This is a genomic window from Saccharophagus degradans 2-40 (assembly GCF_000013665.1).
Lineage (GTDB): Bacteria > Pseudomonadota > Gammaproteobacteria > Pseudomonadales > Cellvibrionaceae > Saccharophagus > Saccharophagus degradans.
The window spans coordinates 3,396,971-3,416,299 of the sequence record NC_007912.1; the positions used below are offsets into that span (position 1 = coordinate 3,396,971).

The following is a 19,329-nucleotide window of genomic DNA, read 5'->3' on the forward strand; positions in this document are numbered from 1 at the left end:
TCACACATGCCAGATAGACTGCCCTTAATCGCCGAGCCTGCTGCGGTACACGCCTTTTTAAAAACGCACCGAGAAGCCGTTTCCACTTACCCTGTGTGCATTGTCGACCTGTGCAGCGAACAAACCTATCGCCACGGTCATATTGAAGGGGCTATCTCTATACCTGTGGGTATTTTAATGAGCGGCCAACCGCCAGCGGCAGGTAAAATTGCGTCGCAAGACCAACTGTCACGCTTATTTTCTTACCTAGGCACCACCAGCGATACCCACTTTATAGTGTATGACGACGAAGGCGGCGGCTGGGCCGGGCGCTTCGTGTGGACGCTCGACGTAATAGGTCATAAACATGTTACCGTTATCGACGGAGGCCTCATTGCGTGGCAAGGTGACGGCCTGCCGCTTGTGACAGAACCGTTTAGCCCAGAACCCGAAAACTACCCCGTAACCATTGATTCCACGCAAATTGTTACTGCACAAAATATCGTCGCGTCGCTAGGCGCCCCTGATTTCGCTATTTGGGATGCACGCAGCCGTGCGGAATACACAGGCATGAATAAATTCGCCGCCCGCGGGGGGCACATTCCTGGCGCAACCCATTGCGAGTGGACAACGCTAATGGATCCTGCGCGCAATTACCGTATTCGCACAGATGCCAAAGCGCACCTCGATAAGCTCGGCCTAAACGCAGAGAAAAATATTGTCACGCACTGCCAATCTCACCACCGCTCTGGCTACACCTATTTAGTTGGTAAATATTTAGGCCTTAACATTAAAGCTTACGACGGTAGCTGGTCGGATTGGGGCAACACCGATGGGTTGCCCATCGAGGGAATTTAAACGTTTAAGCTAAATTCGAAGCAATCGCAGCTGGAATTTTTGACGAGATACGACGAGAATGCACGACTAATAATTTAAGTACAAAACAGCCGTTAAATAAACCAGCGCGGGCCATTTGGTTGCAACCATAATTTACGCCACCGAAGTTAGCCGCAATTCAAATATAAAAAACGCCCCAAATTGGACCAAAGAATGAAAGACGACTTATTCATAGCATTGCAACGCATTATTCCGCACCACGCCTTTTCGCGTCTTGTGGGCTGGTTTGCAGCTACTAAAATACGCTGGATTAAGCATTTATTTATTACAAAATTTATTAATGCTTACAACGTAAATATGGCAGAAGCATTAGAGCCCAACCCAGAAAATTACGCCAACTTTAACGACTTTTTTGTGCGCGCACTAAAACCAGATGCACGCCCAATTGCCAGCGAAGCAAACGCAATAGTCAGCCCCGCCGACGGCGCAGTAAGTCAGCTAGGGGAAATATCTGGCGATAAAATTTTTCAGGCTAAAAACCACTGGTTTTCTATTAAAGAATTGCTGGCCTGCGATGACGAATTAGCCGAGCAATTTATGGGTGGTAGTTTCGCAACAATCTACCTCTCTCCTTCTGATTACCACCGCGTTCACATGCCAGCAGCTGGCCTGTTAACTCAGATGAACTACATCCCAGGGGATTTATTCTCGGTTAATCCTGTTACCACAGAAAACGTTGCAGGTTTGTTCGCGCGCAATGAGCGCATTGCCGCAATATTCGATACGGAGTTTGGGCCTATGGCCGTGGTTATGGTGGGCGCAATGATCGTAGCTTCCATAGAAACCGTGTGGGATGGGCAAATCACACCTGCAAGCCGAGAAGTTAAACGCAACGTCTACAGTAAACCTCGCGAAATAAAGCTAGGTAAGGGCGATGAAATGGGACGTTTCAAATTAGGCTCAACCGCTGTACTGCTGTTTCCAAAGGGCGCGATTAAATGGAAGGAAGATATTAAAGCGGAAACCACCCTAAGAATGGGGGAAATGATTGCAGAGCTGCAAACACAGGCCTAGTTTGCAACAACGCCCAGCCAAAGGTTGGGCGCTGCGCATTAAATTAATTAAAGCCGGGCAGAAATTTTACCTTGCGCTTAAACAATGAGAGTAAGCCTTTGCTCTCTTTCATTGCGATATAGTTATCACGTATACCCGCCACATCGATATCGTAAGAGCCTGGCTCCAAATCTTGTACAATTTCCACCCGCTCTAACTCACTTGGATGCACCTTACCTGCATCGACTTTTTGCTGCTTTTCTTTTTCATCTGCAGCCAAATCAACCAATACCATTTCGTACAAGGGCTGCTTGTACGCATCGGTAACAACCATTACTTTTGGCTTTAAACGGCGCTCGAAGTTTTGCTCTACAACTACGCCCACTTCACCGGTAGATAATTCCACTAAAGTGCCAGTTGGGTACAAGCCAATAGCGCGAATAAACTCTACTACCAACTCCTCTTGGAACTCAATTTCGCGCAAGTCATATAGCTTGGCTACAGCTTTTGAGGGTGGCAGAGGTTTTTCCTGACCGCGCGGGTTGGTTGTTTCATCGTAGAAGGTAACTATGCCTGCAATTTTACCCAGTAATGGGATTTTATCCCCACGCAAGTGCTGCGGAAACCCAGAGCCGTTTACTCGTTCGCAGTGGGTTTTTACTACGGAGGTAATACGCGGTTGAACGTCGGATAATTTACGTAAGATCTCAACACCGTAATCTACAAACTTTTCGTAGGCTTCTTGTTCATCCGATGTACGATCAGGCTTTTCTAGCAGATAGGTAGGTAACTTAGTTTTGCCTATATCCTTTAGAAGCACCCCCATGGCTAGCACGTCCAAATCCTGCTTTGGCAGGCCAATATGGCGCCCAAACAAGATAGCCCAAACAGCCGAACGCACTGCGTGGCTATAGGTGTAAGCATCTTTTTCACGTACGCGACTCAACCACGTAAACGCATCTGGGCTGCGAATAACACTATCCACCATATGCCCTGCTACCCGTTTAGCTTCGCGCACTGGGAAGTTGGAATGATCTTGATTCACCTGCTCCATCACCGCACCCACAGCATGGTAAACCTGCTGATGCAGCTCTTTTGCCTTGCCCATTTCTTTTTCTAGCGGGGCAATAGTGGTGTAGGTGTTGCGGCGTATTTTAAGCGGAGCCACATCCGGCATTGGCGCGCGTCGCGCGTTGCGGTCGGGCTTGCGCGAACTAACAGACGCGCGACTTGATGATAATTTACGCAGGGTGTTTTTAAGCGGGGCTGTGCCCTTTTGGACATCGATATAGACGAAGCTACAGTGAACCTTAAGCTCTTTTATCTCGTCGAGATCGCGAATATAAAAGCCCTGCAAAGGGAACGGTGTTTGCGACCACGGTCTATCTAGCCCGGATACAAACATCCCAACTGTGAGTTCATTAACTTGAAGCTTTACTTGCTTAATTGCCACACAAATTCCCTTACAACGGTAGTTTTGTCCATCCCTGTCAATCATTTCACAATGATTGAACATCAGCTGGAGCAGCATACCTCATTCTAAAGGCGGTGTATTTACCCGCCACTTTCTATCGGCTGATTATAAACCAGTCAATTACAATGAAGAAATAGCTGCCGGCTAATGTATTCACAATTTTGCTAATCTATACCGCAATTTGTGTGATTTAATAGAGTTACTTATGATATTGAGCAGAAAGTTCGCCAACTGCACGAATAAATGCTCCAGCATGCTCTGGGTCAACGCCAGGCGTAATGCCGTGCCCCAAGTTAAATACATGGCCTGTTCCCGCTCCATAGCTCGCTAAAATACGCGCTACTTCTTCGCGAATGCGATCTGGTGATGCGTACAGTATGCTTGGGTCCATATTCCCTTGCAGAGCCACCTTATCGCCAACACGCGCTCTCGCTTGACCGATATCAGTAGTCCAATCCAAGCCCAAACAGTCTGCCCCAGCGTCAGCCATAGCTTCTAGCCATTGTCCGCCGCCTTTAGTGAAAAGTATAACCGGTACTTTTCTGCCTTCGTTCTCGCGCTTTAAGCCTTTCACAATTTTGGCCATAGGCGCAAGCGAGAAGGTTTTGTAAGCGTCGTGAGATAAAGCCCCACCCCACGAGTCAAATATTTGAACAGCCTGTGCTCCGGCATCAATTTGCGCGTTTAAGTAGGCGATAACAGAGTCGGCAAGCTTATCCATCAACTGCGCAGCAGCTTCTGGATGGTTATAGATAAGCGCTTTGGTTTTTTGAAAATCTTTACTCGAACCGCCTTCCACCATGTAGGTTGCAAGGGTCCAGGGGCTGCCAGAAAAACCTATTAATGGAACTCGCCCATTTAGCTCACGGCGAATAGTGCTCACTGCATCCATTACATAGGGTAAATCTTGAAGGGGTTTAATCACTTCGAGCTTTTCGATATCTGCAGCAGTAGAGATAGTCTTCTTAAACTTGGGGCCTTCACCGGTTTCGAAGTAAAGCCCTAAACCCATCGCATCGGGAATGGTGAGAATATCGGAAAACAAAATTGCTGCGTCTAGGGGATAGCGCTCAAGCGGCTGAAGCGTCACTTCACAAGCGCGCTCGGGGTTAGTACACAACCCCATAAAATCACCTGCTTGCGCACGTGTAGCGCGATATTCAGGTAAATAGCGCCCAGCTTGGCGCATCATCCATACGGGGGTTTGGTCTACAGGTTGGCGCATTAGCGCCCTTAAGAAACGATCGTTTTTTAGAACAGTCATGCGATTAGGGCGCCAATTTGCTTGAGCCCTCTACCCAATAGGCGAGGGCTTATTATTAAATGTCTAAATAATCTAGAATACCTTCCGCGGCTTCGCGGCCTTCCCAGATTGCAGTAACAACCAAGTCGGAACCACGCACCATATCACCACCAGCAAAAACTTTATCGTTAGTGGTTTGGTATTTAAACTTTTGCTCTGCAGGCGCTACAACACCGCCCCAGTTGTTTAAGTTAATACCATGTGTTTCGAACCAAGGCTCTGGGCTTGGACGGAAACCAAAAGCAATAAGCACTACGTCGGCAGGAATAATTTCTTCACTACCAGGTATTGGCTCTGGGCGACGGCGACCATTCTCATCAGGCTCACCCATTTGAGTAGTCACAACTTTAACGCCTTCAACGCGGCCTTCGCCAACAATAGCGATTGGTTGACGGTTGAATAAGAACTCAACACCCTCTTCGCGCGCATTTTGCACTTCGCGTACAGAACCTGGCATGTTGGCTTCATCGCGTCGGTATGCACAAGTAACTTTTTCAGCACCCTGACGAATAGAGGTACGGTTGCAGTCCATAGCGGTATCACCACCACCAAGTACCACAACTTTTTTATCTTTAACGCTAATGAAGTCTGCAGGGTCTTTTTCAAAACCTAAGTTGCGATTCACGTTAGATACTAAAAACGGCAGTGCGTCGTATACACCAGATAAATCTTCGCCAGGGAAACCACCTTTCATGTAGGTGTAGGTTCCCATACCCATAAATACAGCGTCGTATTCTTCAAGAATTTCTTCCATCTGAATATCTTTACCTACTTCGGTATTCAAGCGGAACTCTACACCCATGTCGGTGAAAATTTCGCGACGACGAGACATTACTGTTTTTTCGAGTTTGAACTCTGGGATACCAAAGGTTAACAAACCACCAATTTCTGGGTTGCGATCGAATACAACAGGTTTAACACCGTTGCGAACTAAGATATCTGCACAACCTAACCCAGCTGGGCCTGCGCCAATAATTGCCACGCGTTTTTTGGTCCAGGTTACTTTGGACATATCCGGGCGCCAGCCCATCGCAAAGGCAGTGTCTGTAATATACTTTTCTGCGTTGCCAATCGTTACCGCACCAAAACCATCGTTAAGTGTACAAGCACCTTCGCACAAACGATCTTGCGGGCACACGCGACCACACACTTCAGGCAAAGAGTTGGTTTGATGGCATAGCTCAGCGGCTTCAACGATATTCCCTTCAGAAACCAGTTTTAACCAGTTAGGAATATAGTTGTGCACGGGGCACTTCCATTCGCAATAGGGGTTACCACACTCTAAACAGCGGTGTGATTGATCTGCCACCTGCTCTTGCGAAAAGGGCTGATAAATTTCTACGAATTCATGTTTACGAGTGGATATATCCTTTTTAGTAGGATCTTGCCTACCCACTTCTATAAATTGAAAATCGTTTTTTAAACGGTCAGCCATAGTTTCAGCCTCAACTACCTTTAGGGGCGACATCGTCGCCCAAAATCAATTATTCACCGCGCTTTTTAACGCTTACCAACAAAGAGTCTAGGCCTGCGGCCTTGGGCTTAACCAACCAGAACTTACCAACGTAATCGTTGAAGTTGGCCAGTAAAGTTTTACCCCACTCACTCTCTGTTTCCTCTACGAACTCTTCTATAACACTGCGTAAATGGTTGCGATGCGCTTCGAGTGCCTCGGTATTTACACGGGTAATATCAACAAGCTCGTGATTGTAGCGGTCAACGAAGTTATTGTTTTCATCTAATACGTAAGCAAAACCACCGGTCATACCCGCGCCAAAGTTAACGCCGGTTTCACCCAAAACAGTTACTACACCGCCAGTCATGTATTCACAACAGTGATCGCCGGCGCTCTCTACCACTACGTGGGCGCCAGAGTTACGTACACCACAGCGCTCACCTGCGCCGCCTGCAGCAAATACTTTACCGCCTGTCGCACCGTACAAGCAGGTGTTACCCATAATGCTTGTATTTTGGCTCGCAAACGTTGAACCCTTAGGAGGACGAATAACAAGCTTACCGCCAGCCATGCCTTTACCAACGTAGTCGTTAGCATCGCCTTCTAGGTACATATTCAAGCCGCCAGCGTTCCAAACACCAAAGCTTTGACCCGCAATACCGGTCAACTTAAGGGTAATTGGCTTATCTGCCATGCCTTGGTTGCCGTAGCGCTTGGCAATCTCACCCGAAATACGTGCGCCAACAGAGCGATCACAGTTGGTGATATGGAAGTTAAACTCACCACCTTGCTTAGCTTCAATAGCTGGCAACACCTCCTCGACCATACGCTCAGCTAACAAACCTTCATCGAAAGGTCGGTTGCGATCCACACCACAGAACTGCGGTTTAGTTTGCAGATATTCGTCGGTATAAATTATCGGGCTTAGGTCCAGCTTTTGTTGCTTACTGGTTTTACCGTCTAACAGCTCTAACAGCTCTACGCGGCCGATAAGCTCTTCTAGGGTGCGCACACCCAGTTTCGCCATCCACTCGCGGGTTTCTTCAGCAACAAATGAGAAGAAATTAATCGCCATTTCTTTGGTGCCGATGTAATGATTACGACGCAGTTTATCTTGCTGGGTAGCAACACCGGTTGCACAGTTGTTTAAGTGACAAATACGCAAGTACTTACAACCTAATGCCACCATTGGTGCAGTACCAAAACCAAAGCTCTCGGCACCCAAAATAGCTGCTTTAATTACATCTAAGCCAGTTTTTAAGCCGCCGTCGGTTTGTACGCGCACTTTACCGCGCAAGCCATTTGCACGCAGCGTTTGGTGGGTTTCAGAAAGCCCAAGCTCCCAAGGCGAACCCGCATAACGAATAGACGTGAGCGGACTTGCCGCAGTACCGCCGTCATAACCAGAAATAGTAATCAAATCGGCATAGGCTTTAGCTACACCCGCTGCGATTGTTCCTACACCTGGGCGAGAAACAAGCTTTACCGATACCAATGCATGCGGGTTTACTTGCTTCAAATCGAAAATGAGCTGAGCTAAATCTTCAATTGAATAAATATCATGGTGTGGTGGCGGAGAAATAAGCGTTACACCGGGCACGGAATATCTTAAGCGCGCAATCAGGGCGTTAACTTTTCCGCCTGGCAGCTGTCCACCTTCACCAGGTTTTGCGCCTTGTGCCACTTTAATTTGAAGCACATCCGCGTTAACCAAGTAGTGGGGTGTTACCCCAAAGCGACCACTCGCAATCTGCTTAATTTTGGACATTTTTAATGTGCCAAAACGAATGGGGTCTTCACCGCCCTCACCGCTATTCGAACGACCACCTAGGGTGTTCATCGCTTCCGCTAGAGCTTCATGAGCCTCTGGGCTTAAAGCGCCTAAAGACATAGCCGCAGAATCGAACCGGCGAACAATCTCAGAAACTGGCTCCACCTCATCAAGAGGGATAGGCGTTGTACCACCGCGCAAGCCAATTAAGTCACGCAACGTTGCCACCGGGCGATTGTTTACAAGCTCTGCGTAGTCACGCCACTCGCTGTAGTTACCTGACTTCACCGCTTTTTGCAGTGTTTGAACTACGTCTGGGTTAAACGCGTGATATTCCTGACCGTGTACATATTTCAGTAAACCACCCGGTGCGATGGGCTTGCGTTTTTTCCACGCGTCCACGGCAATAGCTTTTTGATCCGCCTCTAAATCGACAAAGCCTGCGCCTTTAATGCGGCTGGGTGTACCTACAAAGCAGGTATCAATTACATCTTCATCTAGACCAATAGCTTCGAACAGCTGAGCACCACGGTATGACGCCACTGTTGAGATACCCATCTTAGATAGGATTTTCAATAGGCCTTTGTCCAAGCCTTTTTGATAGTTACGGTAAGCATCGCCGGTATCCATTAACAGCTCACCAGACTCGATGAGGTTATTGAGCACGTAATAGCTCAAGTATGGATAAACCGCTGTAGCACCATAACCAATTAAAGTGGCTGCGTGGTGCGAATCGCGAATGGTACCGCTCTCTACAATTATATTGGCATCGCAACGCAAGCCTTCACGCGTTAGGCGGTGATGCACAGCACCAGTAGCCAGCAAAGCATGAATGGGTAAGGTACCTTCTTTAAGCTCAATATCACTAAGGATAACTAATGCCGTACCTTGCTTTACAGCAACAACGATTTTTTCTAGCAGCAGTTCAATAGCTTGCTTTAAATTCAACGTGGACGCGTCGTAATTTAAGTCAAAACGCTTGGCGTCATAACCTTTACGATTCAAATCCAATAAAGCGCGGAATTTAGCTGGCGACAATACAGGGCTAGATAAAATAACGCGGTTGGCGTGATCTTCTGTTTCATCAAATACAGATAGCTCGCGGCCAATACACGTCTCTAAAGACATAACAATGGCTTCGCGTAGCGGATCAATCGGCGGGTTAGTAACCTGCGCAAATTGCTGACGGAAGTAATCGTAAAGCGAGCGCTCTTTCGCAGACAGTACTGCCATAGGAGTATCGTCGCCCATAGAGCCTACTGCTTCTTGCCCTGCTTCAGCCAGCGGGCGCAATACTTGATCGCGCTCCTCAAAGCTTACTTGGAACATTTTCATTGCGGTTTTAACTTCATCCGCAGTCAGGCCATTCTCGGCTACATCGCCAGCAAGCTTAGATTCGATGCGCAAGGCGTTATCTTGCAGCCATTTTTGATATGGCTGGCCCTTTTTAAGCATCTCATCGATATCTTTGGTGTGGTGTAACTCACCAGTAAACGTATCTACAGATAAAATCTGACCTGGCCCTAAACGGCCTTTAGCCACCACATCTTCTGGTTTGTAATCGTAAACGCCGATTTCAGACGCCACCGTGATGCAATCATCTTTGGTGATAACCCAACGAGAAGGACGCAACCCGTTGCGGTCAAGCGTACATACAGCGTGACGGCCATCAGTCAACACTAAGCCCGCAGGACCATCCCACGGCTCAATGTGCATAGAGTTATATTCGTAGAACGCTTTAAGCTCATCATCCATATGCTCAACATTTTGCCAAGCAGGTGGCACAAGCATACGCACTGCACGATGCAATTCCATACCGCCCGTTAACAGCAATTCAAACATGTTATCTAAGCTGGATGAGTCGGAACCGGTACGGTTAACCAATGGAACAATTTCGTCCACATTGGGAAGTAAATCTGTTTGGAATTTTTTAGTTCGCGCCACAGACCAGTTGCGGTTACCCATAATGGTGTTAATTTCACCGTTATGAGCCAGCATGCGGAATGGCTGCGCCAACGGCCAGCGGGGCATAGTGTTTGTGGAGAAACGCTGGTGGAATACACATATTCCCGTTTCTAAGCGAGCATCAGCCAAGTCTAAGTAATAACGCGGCAAGTCTACAGGCATCATAAGCCCTTTAAAGGACAATACGCTGCTACTTAAACTCGCAATATAAAACGCTTCGTCTTTCGCCAGTCTTATCTCTGACTTTCGACGGGCTACAAATAGCTTGGAATTAAATGCTTGTAGATCGGCATCTGCACCATTTACCAGTAAGTGGTAGATAGATGGCTCGGATTCGAGCGCTATAGGGCCTAAACATTCAGAGTTAGTTGGCACTTCTCGCCATAGGATTTCTGTTAACCCTTGTCTTGCTAACTCTTCTTCTACAACAGTTTTAGCAGCTTCAGCAGCTTTACTGTCTTTGCTGAGCATAACAGCACCCACACCATAGGTGTCGGCGAGCGTGAAATTCAATTCGGCCGCTACAGTACGAAGGAAAGAATCAGGCTTCTGAATTAGCAAACCACAACCATCACCTGTCTTTCCATCCGCAGCGATACCGCCGCGATGCGTCATGCAGGTTAACGCTTCTATGCCGGTTTGCAGTAACTTATGGCTCGCCTGTCCCTTTAAATGGGCAATAAGGCCAAAACCACAGTTGTCTTTAAACTCATCCAGCCGATATAGACCAGTACTCATAGGCTTATTCACTTCGTTCGAACATTAACTTCTAGGCGAAATCTTCAGGATACCGCTAGTGGCTCCACCCCTGCGCCATATTTAAACAGCTAACTTTAAGGGGCGCGTAGTTTTCTACGCAAGATTCACACCCAACTCATGTTTTGCACACACCTTCGTTGAAATACCGAAGGGTTCAATTCGCTTTTACGCGGCGCAGCAGTACGATAACTCGTAAAAACCTACTGCCTTAGACAAAAAAGCCCCTAATTTAAGGGGCTGCATACAAATGGGCGCAGAATGTTAACTGCGAAACGTAAGAATGGCAAGTACAAATAGAAAGATGCGCGGTTAGTCTTCTTTTAAAATTAGGGAAAAAGAAGTTATTTTCGTCTATTTTCGCGGATATCAGCCTGAATAGTCTTGAGCTGCCTAGGCCAAGGCCCGCTCTGTCGCTGCGTTAGTGGTAAGTCGGCAATGGCGGATAACGCCTCCTCCTTGGAAGAATACACGCCAATAATCACCACGTACAACTGCCGCCCTTCGCGAATTCCCTGATAGATACGCAAATTAGCACTATTGGGCTGCCTACGCACAAACTGCAGTAACGCCTCCTTTTTGCTCGCAGCAAGCACTTGCAGCGTGTAGGCGTCTCCGTTTTGTGCAAGCAAATAGCGCTCGTGCTCTTCTATAACGCGCTCATCACCACTAACTTGCGGTACTGGTGCTTTTTGCGGTGCAGTAGGCTTAGGCTCATTTACAACTTTTGCAGCCGGTTGATCGCCCCCACTAATTACCTCCTTTTGAACGATCTCAGAAGGAGCGCTACTTACACTCACTTCATCGACCGGTGCCACATCGTTTTCGACACTCTCCACCACCCCCTCAGGGAGAGTATCAAGCACCACTCTCTCACCTTCAGAGCGCTCAGGCTCGACCTTTGGCTCTTTCGCAACAGCTTCTTTTACCTCTACAGGAGGCAGAGGAATCGATTTCTCAACCCTTTGCGAAGTGCTTGATTCAGCTTTTTGGTCTCCGTCATCGCCTGCGAAGAACACCCAAATTAAGACCCCCAGTAGCACTGAAAACGCGACCAAATGGGCTACGGGCAGCCCACCAGCAAAACCACCCGCACGACCAGCTTCAACCTCTTCATCCAGCCCGTGCTGTGACTGCGCATTAAGTAAACTTAGCGCCACACCGGGCACTCCTTTGGATGCATTCCAAAGCGACTGGACCCCCTCAGAAGAAATCTCGCGACCACTCACCCCTCTCAAAAAGCCTGACAATTCTGTGGGTGAAAACGAAGGCACATCGAAATCGTAAACAGGAACATCCAACAAACCGAGAGCGTCAACTCTAGAAACAAAGTCTTCGCTTGCGAAAAGAACCAAATGAAAACCGCTCCCCCCTATTTGCTGCCCCTGCAATAAACTTATCAGCCCTCCGAGAGACTGATCATCAAGCTCTTGCGCATCATCAACAACTAGCACCCCTAGCCGCTTATCATCAGCTAGCGCACGGGTAAAATGACGCAAAGCGACCAGCAGCTCCCCCGAAGAAGCTCCACCCTCAACTGGCAAACCAAAATCACCCGCTACCTCTGCCAGCAACGACGTGAAATCTTCAGAGAAAGCAGCCGCGCTTATTTGAACGACATTAGCTTCTGGCTGTAACAAGGAGACCAACTGAAGCGACAGGGTGGATTTACCCGCCCCCGATCGCCCCTGCACAATAGGCAAACCTTCCCCAAAACGAATGAAGTGTATAACCTGCTGCAGCAGCCCATTGCGTGCTGGGGTTGAGTAATAATAAGGCAAACCATCGCCACTGCGCTCGGTACTCGCAAATATATCCTCCTGATCCATATCTCCCAGCCTCTTAAAGATTGCGTTTTACCCGCTAACCCAGCTGCCCAGTACGACCCAAAGTCGCAGCTAGCGCGTCAGCATCAAATGAATCGGTCACAATGGAAGAACCCGGTTTATTTGGTAACACCAAGCGCAAACCACCATCCAAGACCTTTTTATCCACAGCCATGTACTTCATAAAATCTTCTGGCGACATCGATTCCGGCGGCGCAATAGGCAAACCTGCAGCAGCAATCAGCGCTACTGCACGCTCACAAAACGGCTTATCTATCCATCCCATCCGACAAGACAATTCACAGGCCATCACCATACCGGCGCCCACCGCTTCACCATGCAGCCAATTACCATAACCTTGATCACTCTCAATCGCATGGCCAAACGTATGCCCAAGATTCAATATCGCGCGAATACCTGACTCGGTCTCATCTTGAGCAACAACATCGGCTTTAATTTGGCAAGACCGCTCAATTGCGTACTCGAGTGCATCAACATCCCTTGCCATCAATGCCTTTACATTAGACTCTAACCAGCAGAAAAATTCATAATCTGCAATAAGACCATATTTGATAACCTCTGCCATTCCGGCAGACAGCTCTCTATCAGGCAATGTTTTTAATACATCGGTATCAATAACCACCACATTCGGCTGATGGAAAGCACCAATCATATTCTTGCCAAGCGGATGGTTCACGCCGGTCTTCCCCCCCACAGAAGAGTCAACCTGAGACAGCAGTGTGGTTGGCACTTGAATAAAACCAACACCACGCTGATAAGCTGCAGCAGCAAAGCCGGTCATATCACCTACAACACCACCCCCTAAAGCCACCAATGTGGTCTTACGATTGTGCTTCCCTTCTAGCAAAGCATCAAATATTTGGTTTAGCGCTTCTAAATTTTTATAAGACTCCCCATCAGGCAATACAACCTTATGCGCTTTATCCATCCCCTCGAACAACGAGAAAAAACTGTCGCCATACAGCGCATCGATCGTTGTATTTGTAACAACCAGCACCTGTTTCGCCGCCAAATAAGGTAAAAACTTTTCAGGGTTAGCTAACAGGCCAGCGCCAATAAAAATCGGATAGCTCCTATCCCCCAAGTCTACATGTAAGGTCTTCATGATCTAAATAGCTCAAAATTTGAATAGTTTTATGGTGACTTAGCACATCGCCAGCGCAAAACAACGCTAAAGCAAATTGACTACAAAGTGGCATGTTAGCGGTTATTCACACTCCCGCCAACACGATAAGATTTAATTAGAGGAAATTTGACAAAAGTGCGTTAGGCATTCAGCAGTTCAGCAATATGCTGAACAACGAAACGAGGGGAGCGCCCATCAGTTTCAACCACACACGTTGCCACCTCCCTATAAAGGGGGTCGCGCAATTTTATAAGCTCAATAATTTTTGCGCGCGGGTCAGCCACTTGGAGAAGAGGCCTTTTTTTATCTTTACATGTGCGCTCTACGAGCTGATCAATACTTGCAGTCAAGTAAACCACAGCACCTGCTTGAGACAGCATTTCACGATTAACTTCACGCATTATTATACCACCGCCGGTTGCGATGACAGCACCTGAGGAATGCACAAGCTCACCCAAAACTGCAGATTCACGTGCACGAAACCCTTCCTCACCCTCTACGTCGAAGATCCAAGGAATGTCCGCACCAGTGCGCTCCTCGATTACCGAATCTGTGTCATAGAAATGAAATGCAAGACGGGCAGCTAATAACCTACCGATGGTAGATTTGCCGGCCCCCATGGGGCCGACCAATACAACGTTATCAATCACATTTATTCAGTAAAGTTAGAAGCCATAATACGAGGAGTGATAAAGATCAATATTTCGCGCTTATCTTCGGATTTGAAGTCGTTGCGGAATAATTTGCCTACAAAGGGTATATCACCTAACAATGGCACTTTAGTCTCACCGGTAAAGGTATTGGTTGTGTAGATACCGCCAAGCACAATAGTTTCGCCATCAGCCACTAACACCTGAGTCTCTAACTGAGTAATATCAATTACAGGTATGCCACTGTTTGCATCGATAGAACTAATTGAATCTTGGTTGATAACCAAATCCATTATTACTCGATTATCTGGCGTAATTTGAGGCGTAACTTCAAGCTTAAGTACAGCCTCTTTAAATGACGTAGTCGTACCACCACTTGCCGACTCCTCTTGATAAGGTATTTCAGTACCCGACTCGATAGAAGCCTTTTGTTTATCACCAGTAATAACTTTTGGCTGAGACACAATTTCTGCGTAACCAGAGTTTTCTAACGCTGAAAGCTCCATGCCTAGCAAGAAGTTCGAACTAATAACGTTCCAAGTGAAGGCCCCCGCGGGATTAAACACTCCTAAATCAACCAAAGACGAATCCAATAAGCTTCGCTCATCATCAGTCACGCCATCACCATCAGTATCGACGAACAAGGCTTCTGGTCCAGAACCGTCCGCAGCAGTCAAGCCAGTAAGACGCCCTGTCATTTCGAACTTTGTGTCACCAGAAACAGAAGTTTCCACCGCATCACCAGCCATTCGCACTCCAAGCTCTTTCCTGAAGTCGCTATTCGCTATCACGATGCGAGCCTCTATCATCACCTGACGAACAGGGATATCAATGCGGTCTACCAACCTACGAAAGTCGTCTATTTTCTCTTCCGTGTCAGTCAAAATTATCGAGTTAGTGCGCTCATCAACTATCGCCTGACCTCGTTCAGAGAGAATGCTACCCGTTGAGTTTCTTTCGCTGCCAGAACCGGAACCGCCGGGTGCTCCGCCGCTTTCACCACTTGAGGTATCAATAAACAAGTTAAACAACTCACGCGCATTGGCATAGCGAACGCGAATATACTCTGTACGCAACGGTGCCAACTCTTGCAACTGCTTTTGAGTCTCAATCTCTTGCCGCTCTCTAGCTGCAATTTCTGCGGCCGGCGCTACCATTAACACAGAACCCACTTGGCGCTTATCTAAGCCCTTGGTTTTTAACACCAAATCCAAAGCTTGGTCCCAAGGCACATTTTCCAACCGAAGCGTAATACTGCCTGAGACGGTATCGCTGGCAACCAAGTTAAGGTCAGTAAAGTCAGCGATCAACTGCAAAACGGACCGAACCTGAATATCCTGAAAATTTAGGGATAACTTATCACCAACATAAGCAAAGCGAGACTTCTTCTCTTCTATCTCGGCCTTACTTAATGGCTTAACACTCACCACGTACTTATTATCTGCCTGATAAGCTAGGTAATCGTACTCACCATTAGCTGTCACATGGATAACCGCAGCACCACCTTCTTTTAAAGTGGAAACCATGGATACAGGGGTTGCAAAATCTAAAACATCTAACTTCCTGCGCAAACTTTCAGGCAATTCAGTATCCAAGAAACGCACCTCAATACCGGTGGCCACTTCCTGAATATCCACATCCACTCCAGGATTAGTGAGGGAGATTATAACCTTACCCTCTCCAACCTCGCCGCGACGAAAATCCACAAGTGAAATCGCGGAACCGGCACCTACACGCACCTCTTCTGGACTGTTATTTAATACAACACCAGCAGGAGAATGTGCAGCAACAGCACTCGACTTTGATACATCAGCACCGATTTCTACAATTAGCTCATTCCCTTCCAAGCGAGTCGTATAAGGCGCCAAATTACTTAGGTTAACAATCAATCTTGTCTTACCGCCCGCATCAAGCACTACGGCACTGTCGACATCACCAACAGAAACAGAGTATTTCTTTTGTGCAAGACTATTTGTGGTGCTGGAAAAATCCAAAACAATTCGTGCTGGCTGCTCGATGGTATACCCCTGAGGCGCATTAGGCACAGAATCAAACAACATTCTAATTTCCGCTTTAGCCCCTGGCAGCTCAGCAAACCTCAAATCTTGAAGGGAGGCACCATTCACCAGGCCAGAAAACGCCAACAAGCCAGCGATTAATATTAATTTTGTATTTTGCGTGAACATGCTTTAATCCTTCTCAGATAATGCGAGAATGCGAGGCCTTTCTATCCAGCCCTCAAGACCATCAGAAACAATTTCGAGCAACTCAATCTGCGTCTGCGCAGTAGATGTTATCCGACCGTGATTTTTCCCTATGAAATTACCTTCGGCCACCCGAGTCACAAACCCCGTTGGATCCGCGATTAACGCCCAAAGTTTTCCACTTTTAGTTATCGTGCCAACCATAGTAAGCTGACCCAACTCATATGACTCCAGATATTCCTTCTCCCTGTTCATATCTGGTTTAACGTCACTTCCTGTCCGACCATACACGCGCTGAGTAACATCTACAGGGCGATCAAACGGGCTTCGCTCAGCAGCGGCTGAATATACAAATGATTCGTATGGCCGAAATGGTGGCAATGGCTCAATAGCCCTAGCAGGCTTTGCCTTTACAGATTTAACATAATTTTTAAGCTCGGAGTGGTCGCTTGCACCACCACACCCATAAATGAGCACCACGAAGCACCACAGCAATAAACTCTTTGAAAACCGCAAGTAATTCATATTCAACCTACTCCTGAGCTTTATATTTGTAGGTTTTAGCTAGGATATCCAAACGCAACTGGCCTGTTTCCTTATTCTTGATCGAGATCTCAAAATCCCCGAGGGTCACGATCCTTGGCATGCCTGCCACCCCGCTCACAAACGCCCCAAATTCATGATACCCCCCTAAAACCTCAATCTTTATCGGTAGCTCAACGTAAAACTCTGTATTTCTAGACTCTAGGGGGTCTATTTTAATCATTTCCAAACGACTATCTGCTACTTTAGAATCCAAATCTTCTAGCAAGTCTGGAACCTCAATTTCTTCCGGTAGCTGCTTAATTACCTCACCAAAAGACTCTTCCATCTTGACCATCTGAGTTCGATAAGCATCTAGGTTTGCCGCCTCATGCGCTTTCCCCTCGAAAGATACTTTCAACGTTTTCTCTTGGCTTTTTGCTGCCTCCAAAGTTAAGTTTTTATCCTTAACCACAAAGAAGAAGCCCCCTGCAACGATTAAACTGAAAGCAATTAAAAAAAGAAAAATCCGCCCTGGTAAAGGCCATACTCCAACCCGATCCCAATCGACATCGTTTATATCGAAATTCTGAAGCTGCTCAATATATTTATTTAAATCAGCCATGTTAGCCCTGAGCCTCCCCATCGCCTGGCAGCACCATTTTCAAATGGATTGTGAATTTTGCCGCTTGCTCTCCCAGCTCAGGAACTGCATCAACAGTTTTCAAATCTGGCTCATCAAAATATTTAGAAGCGTTTAACTTCCTCATAAATGCTGACACACGACTATTTGACTCGCTTACACCATCGATAGTGAGAGCATTCCCAACTCGCTTGAGCGATGTAACATAAATCCCATCTGGCACAGCTTTAGCAAACTCATCAAAATAGCGAACAATAAGCGGCCTAGTGCCTTGCAGGTCTTGAATAACCTTCATCCGATCAGATAATTCTCTGCGCTTCTTTTTAAGCTCTTGAATTTCCTTTACCTGCTCAGAAAGCATTTTAATTTCGTTATTCAGTATATTGTTTCGCTCATTCTGATAAGCAATAGCATTATCAACACTTGCTATCCAAACATACGCAACCAAGCCAGCGAGAATACATACCCCCACCAGCTGCGTGAAAAACTCTTTCTTTTTCTCTTGGCGATACTCTTCACGCCAAGGAAGTAAATTTATGCGAGCCATATTATTCGAAGCTCCTTAGCGCCAAACCAACTGCGATCATTAGCGACGGCGCATCATTCGATAGCGCGGTTGCGTTAACGCGAGAGGAAACAGACATATTGGCAAATGGATTTGCGATGGTAACCGAAGTGCCTAACTTTTCTTCTACTAGGTTAGACAATCCCTCCAAGCTAGCAACACCGCCCGCAATAACGATATGGTCTACATCGTTATACTGGCTCGAGGAAAAGAAGAACTGCAAAGAACGTGTAACCTGTTGAACCACAGCATCCTTGAAAGGCTCCAACACTTCTGGCTCATAATCATCAGGTAAGCCACCTTGTTTCTTAGCCAACCCAGCCTCTTCAGCAGAAAGGCCGTATCGACGCTGAATTTCTTCCGTAAGCTGCTTACCGCCGAACAACTGCTCACGCGTGTATATTGTTTTTCCGTCGACCAACACACTTAGCGTCGTCATGGTCGCCCCAATATCGAGTACCGCCACAACCTGTTCGTCTTGATCTTCTAGTTGCTCTTGCACAAGCGCAAATGCACGCTCCATGGTATAGGCTTCTACATCAATCACTTTAGGGTTGAGGTCGGCAAGCTCTAGCATGGTTGCGCGAATATCGACGTTTTCCCTTCGGCACGCAGCCAAAAGCACATCAACACGGTCTTCACTTTTGGCTGAGGGCCCCTGAATATCGAAGTCAATGGCGACCTCTTCTAAGGGGTAGGGAATATATTGGTCTGCCTCGATAGATATCTGCAACTCCATATCGTCTTCGCTCAGATCCGCTGGCATGTCGATCACCTTGGTGATAACCGACGAGCCTGCGACCGCGACGGCAGCATCTTTGATTTTGGTACGAGAGGTTTGCACAACAGCTTTGACCGCCTGCGCGACAGCCTCCACATCATTGATGTTTTTCTCGACCACGGAGTTGGCAGGAAGAGCGCGCACGGCGTAATTCTCAACCCGATAGCTATCTCCATGCCGGCTAAGCTCCAAGAGCTTTACGGACGTTGAACTCACGTCCAATCCCAGCATGGGGTTCTTTTTCTTAGTGAACAAGTTGAGAATACTCATTTTTCTATCTAATTCCGCTACTTAGCTTACGTTTATGTTATAGCACTTTAAGTATAGGCTGCAACAAGCGCTTGCATAGGTAAAGTGTGAAAAAGGTCTTATAATGGCAATTCATCGTCATTTTCAC

The 19,329-nt window shown here is 47.1% G+C and carries 14 protein-coding genes; 2 read left to right on the forward strand and 12 right to left on the reverse strand.

Features of this window, described 5'->3' with window-relative positions; genetic code table 11:
• Window positions 1-6: 6 nt before the first annotated feature.
• Together SDE_RS14015 and asd are read left to right on the forward strand one after the other, a co-directional pair.
• A complete protein-coding gene (locus SDE_RS14015; protein WP_011469155.1) occupies window positions 7-837 on the forward strand; it encodes a sulfurtransferase in 831 nt (276 codons plus the stop codon).
• Between the two features lie 192 nt (window positions 838-1,029).
• Window positions 1,030-1,890 carry an archaetidylserine decarboxylase gene (asd, locus tag SDE_RS14020; RefSeq protein WP_011469156.1) on the forward strand — a complete coding sequence of 287 codons (861 nt, stop codon included), beginning with the start codon at window positions 1,030-1,032 and terminating at the stop codon, window positions 1,888-1,890.
• Window positions 1,891-1,933: 43 nt separating this feature from the next.
• Here asd and SDE_RS14025 read toward each other — a convergent pair whose 3' ends face one another.
• From SDE_RS14025 to SDE_RS14080, 12 genes are all read right to left on the reverse strand, one after another.
• Window positions 1,934-3,322, reverse strand: a complete 1,389-nt coding sequence (locus SDE_RS14025) for an HD-GYP domain-containing protein (protein WP_041324715.1) — start codon at window positions 3,320-3,322, stop codon at window positions 1,934-1,936.
• A gap of 220 nt (window positions 3,323-3,542) precedes the next feature.
• Complete coding sequence (gene hemE / locus SDE_RS14030; protein WP_011469158.1) at window positions 3,543-4,607, reverse strand: uroporphyrinogen decarboxylase; 1,065 nt, start codon at window positions 4,605-4,607, stop codon at window positions 3,543-3,545.
• Between the two features lie 55 nt (window positions 4,608-4,662).
• Window positions 4,663-6,081 (reverse strand): FAD-dependent oxidoreductase, encoded by a 1,419-nt coding sequence (locus SDE_RS14035; RefSeq protein ID WP_041325793.1) that lies wholly within the window; start codon window positions 6,079-6,081, stop codon window positions 4,663-4,665.
• Between the two features lie 49 nt (window positions 6,082-6,130).
• Entirely contained in the window at window positions 6,131-10,576 is a 4,446-nt protein-coding gene (gltB, locus tag SDE_RS14040) for a glutamate synthase large subunit (protein ID WP_011469160.1), read from the reverse strand.
• Between the two features lie 362 nt (window positions 10,577-10,938).
• The gene (locus SDE_RS14045) at window positions 10,939-12,423 is read right to left on the reverse strand and encodes an SPOR domain-containing protein (protein WP_011469161.1); all 1,485 of its coding nucleotides are present in this window, start codon (window positions 12,421-12,423) and stop codon (window positions 10,939-10,941) included.
• 34 nt (window positions 12,424-12,457) lie between these two features.
• A complete protein-coding gene (gene aroB, locus SDE_RS14050; protein ID WP_011469162.1) occupies window positions 12,458-13,546 on the reverse strand; it encodes a 3-dehydroquinate synthase in 1,089 nt (362 codons plus the stop codon).
• 161 nt (window positions 13,547-13,707) lie between these two features.
• Window positions 13,708-14,217 (reverse strand): shikimate kinase AroK, encoded by a 510-nt coding sequence (gene aroK / locus SDE_RS14055; protein WP_011469163.1) that lies wholly within the window; start codon window positions 14,215-14,217, stop codon window positions 13,708-13,710.
• Between the two features lie 2 nt (window positions 14,218-14,219).
• Window positions 14,220-16,403 carry a type IV pilus secretin PilQ family protein gene (gene pilQ, locus SDE_RS14060; protein WP_011469164.1) on the reverse strand — a complete coding sequence of 728 codons (2,184 nt, stop codon included), beginning with the start codon at window positions 16,401-16,403 and terminating at the stop codon, window positions 14,220-14,222.
• Between the two features lie 3 nt (window positions 16,404-16,406).
• The gene (locus SDE_RS14065; protein WP_049762653.1) at window positions 16,407-16,946 is read right to left on the reverse strand and encodes a pilus assembly protein PilP; all 540 of its coding nucleotides are present in this window, start codon (window positions 16,944-16,946) and stop codon (window positions 16,407-16,409) included.
• A gap of 7 nt (window positions 16,947-16,953) precedes the next feature.
• Entirely contained in the window at window positions 16,954-17,568 is a 615-nt protein-coding gene (locus tag SDE_RS14070) for a type 4a pilus biogenesis protein PilO (RefSeq protein ID WP_011469166.1), read from the reverse strand.
• 1 nt (window position 17,569) lies between these two features.
• The gene (locus SDE_RS14075; RefSeq protein ID WP_011469167.1) at window positions 17,570-18,133 is read right to left on the reverse strand and encodes a PilN domain-containing protein; all 564 of its coding nucleotides are present in this window, start codon (window positions 18,131-18,133) and stop codon (window positions 17,570-17,572) included.
• A 1-nt stretch (window position 18,134) separates the two neighbouring features.
• A complete protein-coding gene (locus SDE_RS14080; RefSeq protein ID WP_011469168.1) occupies window positions 18,135-19,202 on the reverse strand; it encodes a pilus assembly protein PilM in 1,068 nt (355 codons plus the stop codon).
• Between the last annotated feature and the right edge of the window lie 127 nt (window positions 19,203-19,329).

Bases quoted from the DNA above. Each gene is read 5' to 3' on its own strand.
- SDE_RS14080 (WP_011469168.1), bottom strand. From the start codon at position 19,202: ATGAGTATTCTCAACTTGTTCACTAAGAAAAAGAACCCCATGCTGGGA.
- aroB (WP_011469162.1), bottom strand. From the start codon at position 13,546: ATGAAGACCTTACATGTAGACTTGGGGGATAGGAGCTATCCGATTTTT.
- SDE_RS14075 (WP_011469167.1), bottom strand. From the start codon at position 18,133: ATGGCTCGCATAAATTTACTTCCTTGGCGTGAAGAGTATCGCCAAGAG.
- hemE (WP_011469158.1), bottom strand. From the start codon at position 4,607: ATGACTGTTCTAAAAAACGATCGTTTCTTAAGGGCGCTAATGCGCCAA.
- pilQ (WP_011469164.1), bottom strand. From the start codon at position 16,403: ATGTTCACGCAAAATACAAAATTAATATTAATCGCTGGCTTGTTGGCG.
- asd (WP_011469156.1), top strand. From the start codon at position 1,030: ATGAAAGACGACTTATTCATAGCATTGCAACGCATTATTCCGCACCAC.
- SDE_RS14035 (WP_041325793.1), bottom strand. From the start codon at position 6,081: ATGGCTGACCGTTTAAAAAACGATTTTCAATTTATAGAAGTGGGTAGG.
- SDE_RS14065 (WP_049762653.1), bottom strand. From the start codon at position 16,946: ATGAATTACTTGCGGTTTTCAAAGAGTTTATTGCTGTGGTGCTTCGTG.
- gltB (WP_011469160.1), bottom strand. From the start codon at position 10,576: ATGAGTACTGGTCTATATCGGCTGGATGAGTTTAAAGACAACTGTGGT.
- SDE_RS14070 (WP_011469166.1), bottom strand. From the start codon at position 17,568: ATGGCTGATTTAAATAAATATATTGAGCAGCTTCAGAATTTCGATATA.
- SDE_RS14015 (WP_011469155.1), top strand. From the start codon at position 7: ATGCCAGATAGACTGCCCTTAATCGCCGAGCCTGCTGCGGTACACGCC.
- SDE_RS14045 (WP_011469161.1), bottom strand. From the start codon at position 12,423: ATGGATCAGGAGGATATATTTGCGAGTACCGAGCGCAGTGGCGATGGT.